Origin of the sequence: Lonepinella sp. BR2474 (assembly GCF_051851555.1) — a bacterium.
In the GTDB taxonomy this organism is placed as follows: domain Bacteria; phylum Pseudomonadota; class Gammaproteobacteria; order Enterobacterales; family Pasteurellaceae; genus Lonepinella.
On record NZ_JBPDVH010000002.1, the window covers coordinates 274,507 to 291,340 of the forward strand.

Here is a 16,834-nt window from a genome sequence, read left to right on the forward strand (position 1 = left end):
TTACACAGCATTAATATTGCGTTCAACACGCACTACGCCAGCAAGGTGCTGAATTTTACGCACCATTTTGGCCAAATGTTTGGTATTTTGTGTCGTAATCACTAAAACGGCAAACGAGCTATCGCCATCTTCTTCTGTCCAGACACTATGCACCTGACTTTGCAAGGTAGACAGGGCCGTCATGATCAAACCCAAAGCCTGTTGTTCTCGCATCTCAATGCGTAATTCCACTTCAAAATGTTGATCTGCAATATGATCTGTCCAATCTAATAACGCAAAATGCCCTTGATGGCAAGTTAAGGTTGCGCAGTTTTTATGATGAACCACCAAACGATTGTGTTCATCTTCATAGGCACAAATAGGATCACCCAAAATTGGATGGCAACAATTCGCCAAAATACGAGCCTTGACCGACGGGGTAGAAACTGCGGTATTTTCTGCCCAATTTTTTAATTCTTGGCGAATTTTTGCTCTGGCTCTCCCCGTTACCACGGAATTTAACCAGTTTTCTTGCGGTCTGGCATTGTCGTCCGTCACAATATCCACCGTTTGTCCTGAAGATAGCGGTTGATAAAGCGGATAATCTTCCCGATCCACTTGTGCACCAATACATTTATTGCCTACATCTGTATGCACGGCATAAGCAAAATCCACAGCGGTTGCCCCTTGTGGCAATTCAATAATCCGGCCTTTCGGTGTGAACACATAAATTTCGTGCGAGAATAAATCGGACTTCACGCTTTCAATAAATTCAAACGAATTGCCCGCACTTTGCTGTAATTCAATCAAACTTTGGAGCCAACGTTGCGCCTTAATTTGGGCAGTGGTGCTGTCGTTCTTGCCGTCTACTTTATAAGCCCAATGAGCGGTAATCCCCATTTCCGCCATATTATCCATTTCTTCGGTGCGGATCTGAATTTCCACCAACACACCTTTCGGTCCAATCGTCGAGGTATGCAAAGCCTGATAACCATTGGCTTTTGGCACCGCAATATAATCTTTAAACTGGCCAGCACGAGGTTTATACAAGGCATGCACCACGCCTAAAGTGCGGTAACATTCATCAACGCTGTTGACGATAATGCGGAAATCATAAATATCTAAAATAGAACGAAATTCTTGATCACGTTGTTTCATATTTTGATAAATATAAAACAGCGGTTTTTCACGCCCAAATACTCGAGCGGTAATCGGAACATTTTTTAGACGAGTTTGTAATCCATCTAAAATCGGTTGAATCAATTCTTGCTGACGACTGCGGGCCAACTGAATGACTTTTTGTAACACCGCATAACGTTGCGGGTGCATGGCCTGAAAACACAGATCTTCCAATTCGTTTTTAACATGTTCAATGCCTAAACGATGAGCCAAAGGACTGTAAATTTCAAGGGTTTCTTTGGCAATGCGACGACGCTTGTCAGGACGTAACGCCCCTAAAGTACGCATATTATGGGTGCGGTCAGCGAGCTTGATTAACACCACACGAATATCTTTCGTCATGGCTAAAATCATCTTGCGGAAACTTTCCGCATGGGCTTCTTGGCGAGTACGGAATTTCAGTTTGTCCAATTTCGACACACCATCTACAATTTCCGCCACCGATTTACCAAAGGCAGCGGTCAACTGTTCTTCCGTATAAGGCGTATCTTCGATCACATCATGCAACAAGGCGGCCATCACGGCCTCATGATCCAAGTGCATGTCTGCGATAATACAGGCCACCGCCACGGGATGGGTAATATAAGGCTCACCACTTGAACGAAATTGCCCCTCATGACCGTCTTTAGCCATCAAGAAAGCACGTTTAATCAACTCAATTTGTTCAGCGGGTAAATATTCCTGAATAATTTTTTCTAACGGTTCAAAAAAAAGCATATTTACTTACCTTATACTTACTTTAGATGGTCAAACAGCGAACCTAAAATGCCAGAAAATGAACCGCATTTATTCCGTCACAAAGGCCGTTGCTTGGGTTTCTTTTTCCGCATAAGCAAAGGCATCATGACGTTCTTGCTGATTCATAATTTCATCATTAATCAACCCTTTTTCAATCTCTCTTAAAGCGATCACCGTCGGCTTATCATTTTCTTCTGGCACCAAAGGTTCAGATTGATTTAACTGTAATTGTCTTGCACGACGAGAGGCCGTTAAAATCAAGTCAAAACGATTACCAATTTTTTCCACTGCGTCTTGTACGGTTACACGCGCCATATTTTACTCCAATAATAATTCACATTTTTTGCTATAAAGGGAAATATAATACTAAACTGCAGGCTATTTTGCTAGTAATTCATGAATTAAGCGTTGATTTTCCTGTTTTTGATAGCCTAAAGTCAGTTTTTCGGCTCGCAAAATGCTTTGCAAGTCCACTAATGCTTGCTCAAAATTATCGTTGATAATCACATAATCATATTCATCATAATGGGAAATTTCCGCTTTGGCCTTTGCCATCCGATCGGCAATCACCTCAGCGCTATCTTGTCCTCGCCCAATTAAACGGCGTTCTAATTCTGGCAATGACGGTGGCAAAATAAAAATACTTTTTACTGACCGCACTTTTTCTCGGATCTGTCTGGCGCCTTGCCAATCAATATCCAAAAAGACATCGATACCTTGCGCCAAATTTTTTTCAATGGCCGGTAACGACGTGCCATAATAATTGCCACCGAACACCTTGGCATATTCCAAAAACGCCCCTTGTTCAATCAGGGATTCAAATTCCGCCACCGAAACAAAATGATAATGGACGCCATCCACTTCCCCTGGGCGTGGCTGACGGGTGGTGTGCGACACCGACACCATTCTGTTTTTCCCTTGTTCCTTGTCTAACAAAGCCGAAATCAATGATGATTTCCCTGCGCCACTGGGTGCCGATAAAATATATAAATTACCTTGTGCCATATTTCCCCCTGATGATGATATTTTTCCTTATTATGCCCTTAAGGCTAATAAAAAGCATTATAAAGTGCGGTAAAAATTTTAATAATAATTTAATTCAAAAATTTGATCGAGATCACAAAAGTTTCGCACAACGGCATGCCGATTATTTCGTTATTTAAAAAAATCGTGCTATAATCGCCGACTGTCAGGTAGTTGACTTAACCAAAGTCATGAACTGTACAAATTTTGTTTAACTTTAAATATAGGTGAAAATCTTATGGCAATTAAAATTGGTATTAACGGCTTCGGTCGTATCGGTCGTATCGTATTCCGTGCTGCACAAAAACGTTCAGACATTGAAGTGGTAGGTATCAACGACTTAATCGACGTTGATTACATGGCTTACATGTTAAAATACGATTCAACTCACGGTCGTTTTGACGGTACTGTTGAAGTACGTGATGGCAAATTAGTGGTAAACGGTAAAGAAATCCGTGTGACTGCTGAACGTGATCCAGCCAACTTGAACTGGGGTGCAATCGGTGTGGATATCGCCGTTGAAGCAACAGGTTTATTCTTAACTGACGAAACTGCACGTAAACACATCACTGCCGGTGCGAAAAAAGTCGTTTTAACTGGTCCATCTAAAGATAACACACCAATGTTCGTAAACGGTGTTAACTTCAAAGAATACGCAGGCCAAGACATCGTGTCTAATGCGTCTTGTACAACTAACTGTTTAGCACCATTAGCACGTGTTATCCACGAAACTTTCGGTATCAAAGACGGTTTAATGACGACTGTTCACGCTACCACAGCAACCCAAAAAACTGTGGATGGTCCATCTGCGAAAGACTGGCGTGGTGGTCGTGGTGCGTCTCAAAACATCATCCCATCTTCAACTGGTGCTGCTAAAGCCGTGGGTAAAGTATTACCAGCATTAAACGGTAAATTAACTGGTATGGCGTTCCGTGTTCCTACTACTAACGTTTCTGTGGTTGACTTAACTGTAAATCTTGAAAAAGCAGCAAGCTACGACGAAATCAAAAAAGCCATCAAAGATGCGGCAGAAGGTAAAACGTTCAACGGCGAATTAAAAGGCGTGTTAGGTTACACTGAAGATGCGGTTGTTTCTACTGACTTCAACGGTGCAGTTGAAACCTCTGTATTTGATGCAGACGCAGGTATCGCATTAACGGATACTTTCGTGAAATTAGTGTCTTGGTATGACAACGAAACTGGCTACTCAAACAAAGTATTAGACTTAGTGGCTCACGTTTATAACTACAAAGGCTAATGCTAAATTAATTTTAGTTAACCTATAAGACTAACCCTATCTTAATGATAGGGTTATTTTTTGTCGTTTTACCCATCATCAATATTTTCACCTCTTTTACAGAAATGGCTATTTTGATTTAACCACATTCAATAATCCTTTACAAACTTGACTAAATCTCTTATCCTATTAAATAGGAATCATTTTTATTTTAAAGAGGATTCTTTCGTGTGGTTAGCAACGTGGCAAATGGCCTAATTGCAGTAACGTTTAACAAAGAGATCATCTGAGTTTACACCACCCAGTGAATATTCGCACCCCAAACGGTGCTTGTCTATCTCGTTTTAATTATCTAAGGAGTTTTTTCATGCAAATCCCATTCAAATTTAGTGCTATGCTTATTGCTTGTAGTTTCGCCCTTACAGCCTGTGGCTCATCCAGTTCTGGCGAATCTGCTCAAATTGAAAAAAATAGTTTCGGTGTGAAAGTATCCACATCTGCTAAAAAAGCAACGTTTGACAAAATCACTGTTAATGGTGTAGAAATTAATTTAGCCAAAGCCACAGAAAATGCGACACAAGGAAGTCCAAGAGCTGTTCACCCCGTATTCAATACTGACTCTGCGCTAGGTGAAACCGTTATTCGTTACAATATTAATGTTAAAGATTCTTCCCTAATTGTGTCAACCAATAATGGCAGTGCCAATGCAAACTATGTGAATAAACATAACTTTGAGCATGTTGTAGTCGGGGCAGCCAAAGCTAATGGCGAAGATGTTCTCTTTGTTCAAGGTGCGAAAAGTACAGACACGCCAACAACGGGCACCGCTTATTATAGTGGCGGTACATTACGCTTTATGGCAGACAATAAAGAAGATCTATTCCAAGACACTGGCGTGTTGACAGGCCGAATTGAAGCCGATGTTGACTTTGGTTCAAAAACCATCACGGGTTTCTTACGTGATCCAGGTCGTAGTGCCGTACAACAAGACTTCACTGGTACATTATCAGGTAATGAGTTTACCGCTACTTGGGATGATAAAGATACAGGCAAAGGCTTAGAGGGTAACTTCTACGGTCCTCAAGCAACCGAAATGGCAGGGCAATTTGAACGCTCAGATTCATTTGGTGTGTTTATTGCTGAACAATCAGAAAAAGCAGAATAATCCATATTAAATCTGATATTTTACGCCCCAACTTGTGCTTGCTCGTTGGGGTGTTTTTTTATCATTTCACGAGTATATGAAACGTTTTCAAAATCTGCTAGGAATCCATTCAGCCTCCCATCAATAACACTTTACAAATTTATCAGAATCCCTTATCCTAACAATAGGAATCGTTTTTATTCTAAATGGATTCTTTGCGTGGTAAACGATGTTATCGTACTTAACGATAAAGTCGTCTGACTTCAAGCCACGATGTAAATTTAAGCCAGGCAAGCAGAAATCAGTGCTTTCCTATGTATTTTGTCATTATTCTAAGGAGTTTTTCCATGCAAAACCCATTTAAACTCAGTGCTATTGTTATCGCCTGTGGCCTTGCTCTTTCTGCTTGTAGCTCGTCTTCTAGCAGCGGCGATACACCAGCCGTCACCCCAAGTACACAAATAACACAAGCAGAAAAATTAGCAGCTGAAAAAGCAGCAGCCGAGAAAGCAGCAGCCGAGAAAGCAGCAGCCGAGAAAGCAGCAGCCGAGAAAGCAGCAGCCGAAAAAGCAGCAGCTGAAAAAGCAGCAGCCGAAAAAGCCGCAGCCGAAAAAGCCGCAGCCGAAAAAGCCGCAGCTGAAAAAGCAGCAGCCGAAAAAGCAGCAGCCGAAAAAGCAGCAGCCGAAAAAGCAGCAGCTGAAAAAGCAGCAGCTGAAAAAGCAGAAGCGGCTAAAAAAGCCGAAGCAGAAGCTGCAGCAAAAGAAGCTGCTAAAAAAAGTGAAAACAGTTTTGGTGTAAAAACATGGACAGATAACGATAATGTGGCTAATTTCGATAAGATTACCATTGATGGTGTGGAAGTTGACTTAGCTAAGGCAAAAACCTCAGCACACCGCGGTAATCCCAAATTCGTGAAAGCTGTGTTCCATGCTGATTCTGCTGAAAATTCAGGTTACAGTAAAGATTTTTCTAACGCCACAGTGATTTCCTCTAAAACAGATGCATACACTTTCGCTAACGTAGTTGCTGGTGCAACCCAAGTCGGTGATAGTCAATATCTCTTTGTACAAGGTGCAAAAAGTACCGACACCCCAACAAGTGGCACAGCCTCATACATTGGTGGTAGCTTACGTTTCAACGAAGCCAACAAAGATAACCTATTCCAAGCCTCTGGCGTAAGTGCGGGTGCTTTTACTGCTAATGTTGACTTCGGTAGCAAAACCATCACAGGTACCATTCGTGATGATGGTCAAATGTCAACAGCAGAGGCTTTCTCTGGTAGCGTATCAGGCAACGGCTTTACTGCCACTTGGGATGATGCAAACACAGGCAAAGGCTTAGAGGGTAACTTCTATGGCTCTGCCGCTGCTGAAGTCGGCGGACAATTTGAACGCTCCGATTCGTTCGGTGTATTTGTGGGTGCGAAACAATAATTCGCTTTCAGCAAGGATTATTTAAATTAAAACCCAATCACACAAGTGGTTGGGTTTCATTTTATAAATTTGGCTTCAAAACCTAGTTACGCAACTTTTTAATTTCTTCAATAGATAAGCCCACAGATTTAGAAATAATATCGAGATCCAAACCCAAAGCGAGCATATTTTGGGCATTTTCTTTCAAAGTTTCCAACCGCCCTTGTTGTAAACCCTGTTGCAGCCCTTGTTGTAAACCTTGCCGAATTCCTCTATTTGTCGCTGAAGTGAGTAAAGAATATTCGTCCCATTTACGTTTTAAACTGACATCGTACATTGCTTTTTCCCTCTTGCTTAAGTTGCTGTATTCCGCAATCTGGAATAATTCTTGAAAAACTGGATCATCTAGAAAATTGGGTAATTTATTGAGTTTTACCATATTTTTCAGTACAAACAACCATTTTTCTAGCACACTTGTTAACAGTTCACTGGTTTTATTAAAATTTGGCAACTCTATATAGATAAATCCCAGTCTATCATAAAAAATTTCCCCTGTCTGCCTGTTGCAAAGGCCAATATCGTGCAAATAATCTTGTGTGTCAGAGAAATGGAAATTATCCATAATTGCAATCACATAGACCTCGGTGATCGCATACCCCCAATCGTACCGTTTACCTTTTGGTGCTTGGTCACTGATCAGTTTAGACCCATAATAAATTGTACGTTCTTTAAAATTATCCTGTTGGCTACGTTGCATTTCAAGAATAAACTGGCTACCATCATCCGTCGTGCAAGTCAGATCAAAAATCACGGTGCCTAATTTTGACGTATCACCAGTATGTTCATTTTTATTGTACACCAAATCGGTGATGACTTTTTTACCTTTGAAAAGCTCATTAAGAAAAGAAATCAATATATCCTTGTGTGGCTCCATGCCAAAAACATGTTTGAAACCATAATCGGTAGTGAGATCGATATAACGTGAATGCTGTTGCATAATATCCCCTTTGGGTAATATTGAATTAGGGCTATTATTCACTGCGGTAAAAATTGCTCAAGATTTTTGATTTAATTTTGGAATCAAGATCACAAAAATTCATTTTTTGAAATCCAAAACAGGAGTAAAAGAGCAATCTTGACCATTACTCACACGACACACTATGTGCCATATTAGACAAATTCAGGACAAATCCTAAAATCTCTGCTAAAATGCACCGCACTTTTACATTAAGAAACAACCGTGGTTCGCAAACTCCCACGCTAAAAAACTAAGGAAAAACAATGCAACTTTTCAATCCTAATCATGACCGCAAGGCGGTGGTGATTTTTTCGGGTGGACAGGATTCCACCACATGCTTACTTCAAGCAATCCAACAATATGGCAAAAATAACGTGGAAACTGTCACGTTTAAATACGGACAACGCCACGCCATTGAATTAGATAAAGCGCAATGGATTTGCCAAGATCTCGGCATAAAACAAACCCTAATTGATATGGAAAGTACGCAGATTTTCTCTGCTAATGCTATGATGAGCAGTACAGAAATCAAAATCGGCGAGAACGGTGTACCCAATACCCTAGTGGACGGTCGCAATGCGTTATTTTTACTCTATGCGGCAATTTACGCCAAAGGGCAAGGGATTACCGACATTATCACAGGGGTGTGTGAAACCGATTTTAGTGGCTACCCTGATTGTCGTGATGTATTTATCAAATCCATGAATGTCACGTTGAATTTAGCCATGGACTATAACTTCCGTGTCATCACGCCGTTGATGTATTTAACCAAAGCCCAAACTTGGCAATTAGCCGATGAATTGGGGGCGTTAGATTATGTGCAACAACATAGCCACACGTGCTATTTAGGTGTTGATGGCGGTTGCGGAGAATGCCCAAGTTGCTTGTTACGCAATAAAGGGCTAAACGAATATTTAATGTTAAAACAACAAAGTGCGGTGAAAAATGTTTAAAGTTTCAAAAGAATTCAGTTTTGATATGGCACATATTTTGGACGGTCATGACGGTAAGTGCCAAAATTTGCATGGACATACTTATAAATTACAAGTAGAAGTGAGCGGTGATTTAGTCGCTGACGGAGCGAAAAAAGGCATGGTGATCGATTTTACTGATGTGAAAACTGTGGTCAAACATGCTATTTTAGATCCCATGGATCATGCCTTTATTTATGACACCACTAGCCAAAGAGAATGTAAAATTGCAAATTTACTCAATGAGTTAAATTCAAAAACATTCGGTATTCCAGTACGTACCACCGCCGAAGAAATGGCACGTTTTATGTTTAATCGTTTGAAAACAGAATTGCCAATCTCTGCTATTCGTTTGTGGGAAACCCCGACTTCATTTTGTGAATATCGGGAATAATCGCAGTGCATTTAATTAATGAACCCAAATTTCCCATTGTCGAAATCTTTGAAAGCCTACAAGGGGAAGGGGCCAATACAGGCATGCCGAGTATTTTTGTGCGTTTTGGCAAATGTAATCTGGCTTGCCCTTGGTGTGACACCAATTACAATGAATTTGAGCAATGGACATTAAGCCAAATCTTGCAAAAAGTGCGGTCATTTTCTGCCAAGAATATTATCATTACTGGTGGCGAACCCACAATTCAGGCGGGGATCGCACTACTGTTAGACCGCCTCAAAGCAGACGGCTATTTTCTTGCCATTGAAACCAACGGGCTAAAAACAATTCCGCCACAAATTGACTACATCGCCACCAGCCCGAAATCCATGTATGCGAAAAAATACCAAAACCGCTGCATTGAATTTGCTCACGAAGTGCGAATTGTGGTAGATGAAAAAGACGATAATGTACAAGATTTCTGTCAGTTAATTGAAAGCAAAATCCAAGCGGATAATTATTATTTATCCCCTTGCGAAATTGACGGCAAAATGAATTTGCTGGAAACCATTACGTTTTTAGGCAAGCTCAATCAACGCCCGAATAAGCCTAAATGGCAGTTGAGTATTCAGACGCATAAGTTGATTGGGATTGAATAGAAAAAAAGCGTATGACTCAATACGCTTTTTTATTAACCATTATCCTTAGACTAATTTATTCGCCACATCCAATAAATCTTCTTTAAACGGACGACGCATATTATCAATGGCATCAATAATATCATGGTGAACCAATTTCTCATTTTGGATCCCAACACAACGTCCTTTTTCGCCTTGTAATAATAAATCCACCGCATAAACCCCCATACGAGAGGCCAAAATACGGTCAAAGGCAGATGGCGTACCACCACGTTGAATATGACCTAATACGGTAGCTCGAGTTTCATTTCCCACACGATCTTCAATGTCTTTAGCTAATTGATGTACATCGGTGACTAACTCAGTAATCACGATCAAAGCGTGGTTTTTACCCTCTGCAAAGCTGCTTTCAATTTCTTGAATTAAATCTTCTTTATTAAAACCGATTTCTGCCGGAATCGCATATTCACAACCGCCCGCAATGGCTGCCGATAAGGTTAAGTCACTACAATGACGCCCCATAATTTCCACGATAGAAATACGGTGGTGTGAGCTAGATGTATCACGCAAACGGTCAATACATACTACCGCTGTTTCTAACGCCGTTTGATAACCAATGGTATAATCGGTACCCGGAATATCGTTATCAATGGTACCTGGTAAACCGATACAAGGGAAACCATGTTCTTCGGTTAATAATTTTGCGCCGGTATAAGAACCGTCTCCGCCGATTACCACAAGCGCATCAATGCCATGTGAACGTAGAACTTCAGCACATTCTGCACGCACCGCTGGATCTTTAAATTCAGGGAAACGTGCAGAACCTAAAAATGTACCGCCTCGGTTAATGATATTCGATACGCTATAACGTGTTAATTGTTTAATATTATTTTGATGTAAACCACGGTATCCTTCATAAATACCAAAAACTTCTAAACCGTTATCTAATGCTGAACGCACTACCGCACGAATGGCGGCATTCATACCTGGTGCATCACCACCACTGGTTAATACTGCAATTTTTTTAATCATGTCTGTTACCTTTTATTAAATATAAAAATCCGATAAATTTTTGCGTGCTAAGATTACACTATTCCCTTATTTGGCTCTAGTAAAATTTCATCATTTTCACACAAAATTTGATCTAGTTAAAATTCTGTTTACTTTTGAACGGAGGATATTTGTGGTAATTCACAATGCCAATGCCATGTTAATTGATGTAACCTTGCTAACTCTTTATCTATCGCATATTTTTTCAAATAGCCCACCAACTTTTCTTTTCCCATATTGGCCAATTTACGTGACTGCGGTACTTTTAAAGAATATTGATATTGCACAAAACCACAGCTCGCCACATCCGATGCACGAGCCACTTCTAATTGCCAATTAGGCTGCTGTTCATTTGGAGCATAGATCACAAAGGCGTACATTGTACCGTTTTCCACCGTAAAATTAAAATGCTCTACCCCATTGGTTTTATACACGTTTTCTCTCAACTGAATCCGTTCTTGTAAAGATACATTTTGTACATTACGATCATGTAATAATTCAATCGCAGTTTTCCAATTTTTACCGTTTTCTTTCTTCATAAAATACACATAATGCGCCATACTTCCTAGATCTTGACTGGATTTCAACGCATAGTTTTTATGATGATAGGTAATATTTTGCGGTACATTTAATTGAACTTGTGGCGTAGGTTCCGTCGGTTGCTGAGTGACACAGCCAGATAGCCACAAAACAGCCAAAAGTGCGGTGACAACATTCCGATAGGCATTTTGAACGCCACTTGTGGCGGGGGCAAAGCCCCGAACCATCCTTTCAAGGATGGTAAGTAATTTTTTCATTATTTTACTCACTTAAATCTCGTTTAAACACCCATTCTTGCTCACTGGATGTGGTTTCATCAAACCAATAACCGCCTAAATCAAAGGCTTTTAATTGCTCGGCTTGGGTTAAACGGTTCTGAATCATATAGCGACACATTAAGCCACGGGCTTTTTTGGCATAGAAACTAATGACTTTATATTTGCCATTTTTTAAATCTAAAAAGACAGGTTTAATGATATTTGCTTGAAGTAAATCCGTTTTCACCGCTTTAAAATATTCATCCGATGCCAAATTAATCAACACATTATCGCCTTGTTGATCAATAGATTGCTGTAATGCCTCGGTAATCACATTTCCCCAAAATTGATACAAATCCTTGCCTTGTGGATTTTGCAACTTGGTACCCATTTCTAAGCGGTAAGGTTGCATTAAATCTAACGGCCGCAACAAGCCATAAAGCCCTGACAACATACGCAAATGTTGTTGAGCAAATTGAATATCATCTTTGCTTAAACTTTCTACTGCCAAGCCAGTATAAACATCCCCTTTAAAAGCATAAATAGCAGCTCGAGCATTTTGTTCATTATGTGCCACTTGCCATTCGGCAAAACGTGCGGCATTTAATCCAGCCAATTTATCACTAATTGACATTAACGAACCGATTTGAGCAGGCGTAAGTTGACGGCAAAGCTGAATTAATTGTTCACTATATTGGGTTAACTGCGGTTGAGAAAATTCAAATTTTTCCACCGCACTTTCATAATCTAATGTTTTCGCTGGCGAGATAATGGCTAGCATGTTATTCCTTAAATATTGTCTAAACGCCAATCAATTTCAGCGATCTGATGTTGACGTAAATAATCATTGGCTTGACGAAAATGCCCACAGCCGAAAAAACCACGATAAACCGATAACGGCGACGGATGGGGAGCGGTTAATACACAATGTTTGTGGCGATCAATAAACTGCCCTTTTTTCTTCGCATGGCTACCCCACAACAGAAACACCACATGCTCACGATGTTGATTTAAGGCGGAAATCACCCGATCAGTAAAGGTTTCCCAACCAAAATTCGCATGAGAATGCGGAAGTCCTTGCTCGACAGTTAATACGGTGTTTAATAATAACACACCTTGCGTCGCCCATGCTAGCAATGAGCCATGATTTGGCATGTGAAAATCGGGATATTCTTGTTGCAATTCTTTGTAAATATTGACTAAAGACGGCGGTGGAGCAACCGGTGGTTTCACCGAAAAAGCTAAACCATGGGCTTGATTAGGTCCATGATAAGGATCTTGGCCTAAAATCACCACTTTCACTTGTTCAAATTCAGTCAATTTAAAGGCATTAAAAATCTCGCTTTGGGGCGGATAAATGATTTTTCCCGCCTGTCTTGCTTGATGAACTTGTTGCAAAATATGCTGAAAATAAGGGGCTTGTTTCTCTTCACCAATCACATCATGCCATGTTTTCATGATTTTCTTCCTATAATCCTTCTCATTTCGCCACAAGTATAGCGATTTTCTGACATTTTCACTAGATTTTATTCTCACAAATCGTTATATTAGCGAACACTTGTACGCTAAACAAAACGATATCACAGGATTTTAATCATGAGCTTGGATTTTCACTTTATCAACCGTATTCGCCACCAAGCAAAAACGCTCGCCAAACAAACCGCATTGCGTTATAAACAACAAGACCAATGGGTCGATATGAATTGGGCGGATTTCCAATCTCACATTGATAAACTGAGTCTCGCTTTATTAGCCAATGGCGTACAGGTGCAAGATAAGATCGGCATTTTCGCTCACAATATGCCAAACTGGACCATCACCGATATTGCGTCCTTGCAAATTCGTGCGGTTACTGTACCGATTTATGCCACCAACACCGCCAATCAAGCGGCGTTTATTATCAATAACGCCGACATGAAAATCCTGTTTGTCGGCGGACAAGAACAATATGACCAGCTTCTTGACGTATTAGATCAATGCCCACAATTAGAAAAAATTGTGGCCATGACACCCGATATTGCCTTGCATTACTGCGAAAAGGCCTATCATTGGTCTGATTTTGTGCAACTCGGTTCAGAACAATACCAACCTGAATTGAATCAACGCCTTGCAGACAAATCTCTTGATGATCTCTTTACCCTAATTTACACTTCTGGTACCACCGGCGAACCCAAAGGCGTAATGTTAGATTATGCGAACTTAGCCCATCAATTACAAGCTCACGATAAATTACTCAACGTAACCGAACAAGACGTATCGCTGTCTTTCTTGCCGTTCTCGCATATTTTTGAGCGTGCTTGGGTCGCCTATATTCTCCATTGTGGTGCGGTCAATGCTTATTTGGAAGACACCAACCAAGTTCGCCAAGCCTTAAGCGAAGTTCGCCCAACGATTATGTGTGCCGTGCCACGTTTTTATGAGAAAATTTACACCGCAGTTTGGGACAAAGTACAGCAAGCCCCCTTTTATCGCCGAGCCTTATTTAACTGGGCCTTGAAAATGGGAGAACGTTATTTTCATGCGAAAGGATCAGAGCACAAACCGTCTTTTTTATTGCAAAAACAATATGCGTTAGCGGATAAAATCGTGTTCAGCAAACTCCGCCAACTTCTCGGCGGACGCATTCGCATGATGCCTTGTGGTGGTGCCAAATTGGAACCGAGTATCGGTTTGTTTTTCCACAGTATCGGCTTAAACGTCAAACTCGGCTATGGTATGACTGAAACCACCGCCACCGTTTCCTGTTGGGATGATGTGAAATTCAACCCCAATTCTATTGGCACCTTAATGCCAGATGCGGAAGTCAAAATCGGGGAAGATAACGAAATTTTGGTGCGTGGTGGCATGGTCATGCGTGGCTATTACAAAAAGCCCGAAGAAACCGCCCAAGCCTTTACCGCAGACGGTTTCTTAAAAACCGGTGACGCCGGTGAATTTGATGCGGACGGCAATTTATACATCACCGACCGTATTAAAGAACTGATGAAAACCTCCAACGGCAAATATATTGCCCCTCAAATGATCGAAGGAAAGATCGGCAAAGACAAATTTGTGGAACAAATTGCGATCATTGCGGACGCTAAAAAATACGTTTCCGCCTTAATCGTGCCATGCTTTGAAAGTTTAGAAGACTACGCTAAACAGTTGAATATTAAATATCAAGATCGCTTAGAATTAGTCAAAAATTCTGAAATTATTCAGATGTTTGAAAAACGCATTAACGATCTACAAAAAGAACTGGCTCACTTCGAGCAAATTAAAAAATTCACCTTATTACCGCAAGCATTCACCACCAAAATGGAAGAAATCACCCCAACGCTCAAACTGCGTCGTAAAATTATTTTACAACGCTATCGTGAACAAATTGAGTCCATGTATAAGGGAAAAGCGGAGAAATCGGAGAAAAGCGACAAAGAATAATCAAAGGTGCGGTGTAAATTTTTATTTTTTTCTTGCTCTATTTCAGGTATCCTTACAGCCAGTTCATTCTGCTTGCAGCCCTGAACTTAAACGTGACAAGTTTTGTTTGTTTATCTAACAGGAAATCTATGAAAAAATTACTTTTAACCACCGCACTTTTAAGCAGTGCATTCTTCGCTCAAGCACAAAGTGTGCCAAATCCTAACACTACCACACATACCTATGAAATGACCCAAACCTATCAGGTGAATGTACCGCAAGGTTCTAAAGGCGAAACCAAGTTGTGGGTGCCGTTGCCGTTTAATTCAGATTATCAAACGGTGCAATCAATTGAATTTGACGGCAATTTCAAGCAAGCCTATATTACCGAAAATAACCAATATGGTGCCAAAACCCTGTATGCGAATTGGGACGAAAAGGCAGAAAAACGAGATTTAACCGTTAAATTATTGGTGCAGACGCAAGATCGTGAACCCATGGTTCAAGGCTTATTAAAAGACTATCAAGCCCCTGAAAAAATTGAATATTCGGTGGATGTGCAACAATATTTAAAGCCGACCCAACATATTAAAACAGATGGCGTGGTAAAAGCATTTGCCGATAAAATTGTGGGCAAAGAAACCAATCCATTAAAACAAGCAAAATTAATTCATGATTGGATCGTGAATAATATGGAACGTGATAACTCCGTATTAGGTTGCGGTGATGGTGATGTAGAAAAAATGCTCACTACTGGCGTATTAAAAGGCAAATGTACGGACATTAATTCGGTATTTGTGGCATTAGCTCGTGCTGCCGGTATTCCAGCGCGTGAAATTTTTGGTATTCGTTTAGGTCAAGCGGTGAAAATGGGCGAATATTCCAAATCGGCTTTTGGCGGTGCGAAAGATAAAGTGGCGAATGAAAATGGCGGTCAACATTGCCGTGCGGAATTTTATTTAGCCGGTTTCGGTTGGGTGCCTGTGGATTCTGCGGATGTGGCAAAATACCGTTTAACCGAGAAAAAAGCCGTAGATGATAAAGACACCCAAGCCGTGGCAAACTACTTATTCGGCAACTGGGAAGCCAACTGGATCGGCTTTAATCACGCTCGTGATTTCAACCTTTACCCAACGCCAGAACTCGCCCCAATTAATAACTTCGGCTATCCTTACGCAGAAGTGGGTGGCGATCCGTTAAATTCTTATGATGCCAAATCCTTCGGTTATGAGTTTATCTCAAAAGAACTATAATCCGTCCTTTTGGACAGCCTGTGTCACGGCACTGATCGCTGCCGTGACCTCTAGCCTGTGCTGCATTGCCCCCTTGATTTATTTGATTTTCGGGGTGTCATCTACTTGGCTAATTGGCTTAAATCAACTGGACTGGTTACGCATGCCCATGCTGATTTTATCCTTGGGGGCGTTTGGTTATGGATTTTGGTTATTGGTCTTTTCCAAAAAGATTATTTGCACGAAATACTTATCTCGGAAAGCGTTATTATGGGGTTACTGGATTTTATTTATGTTCATTATTTTCTTGTTAAGCTACCCTACGCTATTGCCGTTAATCTTGGAGTATGTTGAATGAAAAAATGGGTCATATTGTTGCTCGGTTGTTTGTTTTCAGCGTTGAGTTTCGCTGCGGAAAAACATGTCACCTTGCATATTGAAGAAATGAACTGTCAACTTTGTGTGTATTTAGTCAATAAAGAATTGCGAGCTATTGACGGCGTGATTTCCACCAAAGGCAATTTTAATGATCGGTTGGTGAAGATTGTGGCGGAAGAAAAAGTGACAAACGAACAGCTCATTCAAGCGATTGACAAGTTACATTATCATACCATTGTGAAAAATTAGGGGCGATATATTCGCCC

The 16,834-nt window shown here is 40.8% G+C and carries 18 protein-coding genes and 1 riboswitch; of the genes, 10 read left to right on the forward strand and 8 right to left on the reverse strand.

Annotation, left to right across the window (positions count from 1 at the left end):
* The 3 genes from ACTG7Q_RS04175 to gmk all read right to left on the reverse strand — a co-directional run bounded on the left by ACTG7Q_RS04175 (nt 1) and on the right by gmk (nt 2,901).
* Nucleotides 1-1,875: a RelA/SpoT family protein gene (locus tag ACTG7Q_RS04175; RefSeq protein ID WP_439241196.1), complete on the reverse strand. Its 1,875-nt coding sequence runs from the start codon at nt 1,873-1,875 to the stop codon at nt 1-3.
* 69 nt (nt 1,876-1,944) lie between these two features.
* Nucleotides 1,945-2,211, reverse strand: a complete 267-nt coding sequence (gene rpoZ, locus ACTG7Q_RS04180) for a DNA-directed RNA polymerase subunit omega (protein ID WP_439241198.1) — start codon at nt 2,209-2,211, stop codon at nt 1,945-1,947.
* Nucleotides 2,212-2,274: 63 nt separating this feature from the next.
* Nucleotides 2,275-2,901, reverse strand: coding sequence for a guanylate kinase (gene gmk, locus ACTG7Q_RS04185; protein ID WP_439241200.1), 627 nt, complete (start codon nt 2,899-2,901; stop codon nt 2,275-2,277).
* A 256-nt stretch (nt 2,902-3,157) separates the two neighbouring features.
* On the opposite strand from gmk, the gene gap reads away from it, so the two are divergent.
* The 3 genes from gap (at nt 3,158) to ACTG7Q_RS04200 (ending at nt 6,733) form a co-directional block, all read left to right on the forward strand.
* The gene (gap, locus tag ACTG7Q_RS04190; protein ID WP_439241202.1) at nt 3,158-4,177 is read left to right on the forward strand and encodes a type I glyceraldehyde-3-phosphate dehydrogenase; all 1,020 of its coding nucleotides are present in this window, start codon (nt 3,158-3,160) and stop codon (nt 4,175-4,177) included.
* Between the two features lie 346 nt (nt 4,178-4,523).
* A complete protein-coding gene (locus tag ACTG7Q_RS04195; protein ID WP_439241204.1) occupies nt 4,524-5,321 on the forward strand; it encodes a transferrin-binding protein-like solute binding protein in 798 nt (265 codons plus the stop codon).
* 326 nt (nt 5,322-5,647) lie between these two features.
* The gene (locus ACTG7Q_RS04200) at nt 5,648-6,733 is read left to right on the forward strand and encodes a transferrin-binding protein-like solute binding protein (RefSeq protein ID WP_439241206.1); all 1,086 of its coding nucleotides are present in this window, start codon (nt 5,648-5,650) and stop codon (nt 6,731-6,733) included.
* An 82-nt stretch (nt 6,734-6,815) separates the two neighbouring features.
* On the opposite strand, the gene ACTG7Q_RS04205 is transcribed toward ACTG7Q_RS04200, so the two are convergent.
* On the reverse strand, nt 6,816-7,709 hold the full coding sequence (locus ACTG7Q_RS04205; RefSeq protein WP_439241208.1) for an Rpn family recombination-promoting nuclease/putative transposase: 894 nt from the start codon (nt 7,707-7,709) through the stop codon (nt 6,816-6,818).
* Between the two features lie 237 nt (nt 7,710-7,946).
* Nucleotides 7,947-7,990: riboswitch (PreQ1 riboswitch) on the forward strand.
* Nucleotides 7,991-7,993: 3 nt separating this feature from the next.
* Between ACTG7Q_RS04205 and queC the strand changes: the two genes are divergently transcribed.
* The 3 genes from queC to ACTG7Q_RS04220 are packed head-to-tail and all read left to right on the forward strand — an operon-like array spanning nt 7,994 to nt 9,733.
* Nucleotides 7,994-8,683 carry a 7-cyano-7-deazaguanine synthase QueC gene (queC, locus tag ACTG7Q_RS04210; RefSeq protein WP_439241210.1) on the forward strand — a complete coding sequence of 230 codons (690 nt, stop codon included), beginning with the start codon at nt 7,994-7,996 and terminating at the stop codon, nt 8,681-8,683.
* Nucleotides 8,676-9,095 carry a 6-carboxytetrahydropterin synthase QueD gene (gene queD / locus ACTG7Q_RS04215; RefSeq protein WP_439241212.1) on the forward strand — a complete coding sequence of 140 codons (420 nt, stop codon included), beginning with the start codon at nt 8,676-8,678 and terminating at the stop codon, nt 9,093-9,095. Before queC ends, queD begins: the two co-directional genes overlap by 8 nt.
* Nucleotides 9,095-9,733, forward strand: coding sequence for a 7-carboxy-7-deazaguanine synthase QueE (locus ACTG7Q_RS04220; RefSeq protein WP_439241524.1), 639 nt, complete (start codon nt 9,095-9,097; stop codon nt 9,731-9,733). The genes queD and ACTG7Q_RS04220 overlap by 1 nt, the downstream gene beginning before the upstream one ends.
* A gap of 45 nt (nt 9,734-9,778) precedes the next feature.
* Here the strand turns inward: ACTG7Q_RS04220 and pfkA are convergent, their stop codons facing one another.
* From pfkA to ung, 4 genes are all read right to left on the reverse strand, one after another.
* Entirely contained in the window at nt 9,779-10,744 is a 966-nt protein-coding gene (gene pfkA, locus ACTG7Q_RS04225) for a 6-phosphofructokinase (protein WP_439241214.1), read from the reverse strand.
* Nucleotides 10,745-10,872: 128 nt separating this feature from the next.
* Complete coding sequence (locus ACTG7Q_RS04230) at nt 10,873-11,559, reverse strand: 6-phosphofructokinase (RefSeq protein ID WP_439241217.1); 687 nt, start codon at nt 11,557-11,559, stop codon at nt 10,873-10,875.
* A gap of 4 nt (nt 11,560-11,563) precedes the next feature.
* Entirely contained in the window at nt 11,564-12,340 is a 777-nt protein-coding gene (gene yaaA, locus ACTG7Q_RS04235) for a peroxide stress protein YaaA (RefSeq protein ID WP_439241219.1), read from the reverse strand.
* A gap of 8 nt (nt 12,341-12,348) precedes the next feature.
* Nucleotides 12,349-13,017 carry a uracil-DNA glycosylase gene (gene ung / locus ACTG7Q_RS04240; RefSeq protein WP_439241221.1) on the reverse strand — a complete coding sequence of 223 codons (669 nt, stop codon included), beginning with the start codon at nt 13,015-13,017 and terminating at the stop codon, nt 12,349-12,351.
* A gap of 138 nt (nt 13,018-13,155) precedes the next feature.
* Between ung and ACTG7Q_RS04245 the strand changes: the two genes are divergently transcribed.
* From ACTG7Q_RS04245 to ACTG7Q_RS04260, 4 genes are all read left to right on the forward strand, one after another.
* Entirely contained in the window at nt 13,156-14,979 is a 1,824-nt protein-coding gene (locus tag ACTG7Q_RS04245) for an AMP-dependent synthetase/ligase (RefSeq protein ID WP_439241223.1), read from the forward strand.
* A gap of 128 nt (nt 14,980-15,107) precedes the next feature.
* Nucleotides 15,108-16,211: a transglutaminase-like domain-containing protein gene (locus tag ACTG7Q_RS04250; RefSeq protein WP_439241225.1), complete on the forward strand. Its 1,104-nt coding sequence runs from the start codon at nt 15,108-15,110 to the stop codon at nt 16,209-16,211.
* The gene (locus ACTG7Q_RS04255) at nt 16,186-16,548 is read left to right on the forward strand and encodes a hypothetical protein (RefSeq protein WP_439241227.1); all 363 of its coding nucleotides are present in this window, start codon (nt 16,186-16,188) and stop codon (nt 16,546-16,548) included. Before ACTG7Q_RS04250 ends, ACTG7Q_RS04255 begins: the two co-directional genes overlap by 26 nt.
* Nucleotides 16,545-16,817: a heavy-metal-associated domain-containing protein gene (locus ACTG7Q_RS04260; protein WP_439241229.1), complete on the forward strand. Its 273-nt coding sequence runs from the start codon at nt 16,545-16,547 to the stop codon at nt 16,815-16,817. The genes ACTG7Q_RS04255 and ACTG7Q_RS04260 overlap by 4 nt, the downstream gene beginning before the upstream one ends.
* Nucleotides 16,818-16,834 lie beyond the last annotated feature (17 nt).

Bases quoted from the DNA above. Each gene is read 5' to 3' on its own strand.
- ACTG7Q_RS04255 (WP_439241227.1), top strand. From the start codon at position 16,186: ATGAGTTTATCTCAAAAGAACTATAATCCGTCCTTTTGGACAGCCTGT.
- ung (WP_439241221.1), bottom strand. From the start codon at position 13,017: ATGAAAACATGGCATGATGTGATTGGTGAAGAGAAACAAGCCCCTTAT.
- ACTG7Q_RS04200 (WP_439241206.1), top strand. From the start codon at position 5,648: ATGCAAAACCCATTTAAACTCAGTGCTATTGTTATCGCCTGTGGCCTT.
- ACTG7Q_RS04245 (WP_439241223.1), top strand. From the start codon at position 13,156: ATGAGCTTGGATTTTCACTTTATCAACCGTATTCGCCACCAAGCAAAA.
- ACTG7Q_RS04195 (WP_439241204.1), top strand. From the start codon at position 4,524: ATGCAAATCCCATTCAAATTTAGTGCTATGCTTATTGCTTGTAGTTTC.
- ACTG7Q_RS04230 (WP_439241217.1), bottom strand. From the start codon at position 11,559: ATGAAAAAATTACTTACCATCCTTGAAAGGATGGTTCGGGGCTTTGCC.
- gmk (WP_439241200.1), bottom strand. From the start codon at position 2,901: ATGGCACAAGGTAATTTATATATTTTATCGGCACCCAGTGGCGCAGGG.
- rpoZ (WP_439241198.1), bottom strand. From the start codon at position 2,211: ATGGCGCGTGTAACCGTACAAGACGCAGTGGAAAAAATTGGTAATCGT.
- pfkA (WP_439241214.1), bottom strand. From the start codon at position 10,744: ATGATTAAAAAAATTGCAGTATTAACCAGTGGTGGTGATGCACCAGGT.
- ACTG7Q_RS04260 (WP_439241229.1), top strand. From the start codon at position 16,545: ATGAAAAAATGGGTCATATTGTTGCTCGGTTGTTTGTTTTCAGCGTTG.
- ACTG7Q_RS04250 (WP_439241225.1), top strand. From the start codon at position 15,108: ATGAAAAAATTACTTTTAACCACCGCACTTTTAAGCAGTGCATTCTTC.
- queD (WP_439241212.1), top strand. From the start codon at position 8,676: ATGTTTAAAGTTTCAAAAGAATTCAGTTTTGATATGGCACATATTTTG.
- gap (WP_439241202.1), top strand. From the start codon at position 3,158: ATGGCAATTAAAATTGGTATTAACGGCTTCGGTCGTATCGGTCGTATC.
- ACTG7Q_RS04205 (WP_439241208.1), bottom strand. From the start codon at position 7,709: ATGCAACAGCATTCACGTTATATCGATCTCACTACCGATTATGGTTTC.
- ACTG7Q_RS04175 (WP_439241196.1), bottom strand. From the start codon at position 1,875: ATGCTTTTTTTTGAACCGTTAGAAAAAATTATTCAGGAATATTTACCC.
- queC (WP_439241210.1), top strand. From the start codon at position 7,994: ATGCAACTTTTCAATCCTAATCATGACCGCAAGGCGGTGGTGATTTTT.
- yaaA (WP_439241219.1), bottom strand. From the start codon at position 12,340: ATGCTAGCCATTATCTCGCCAGCGAAAACATTAGATTATGAAAGTGCG.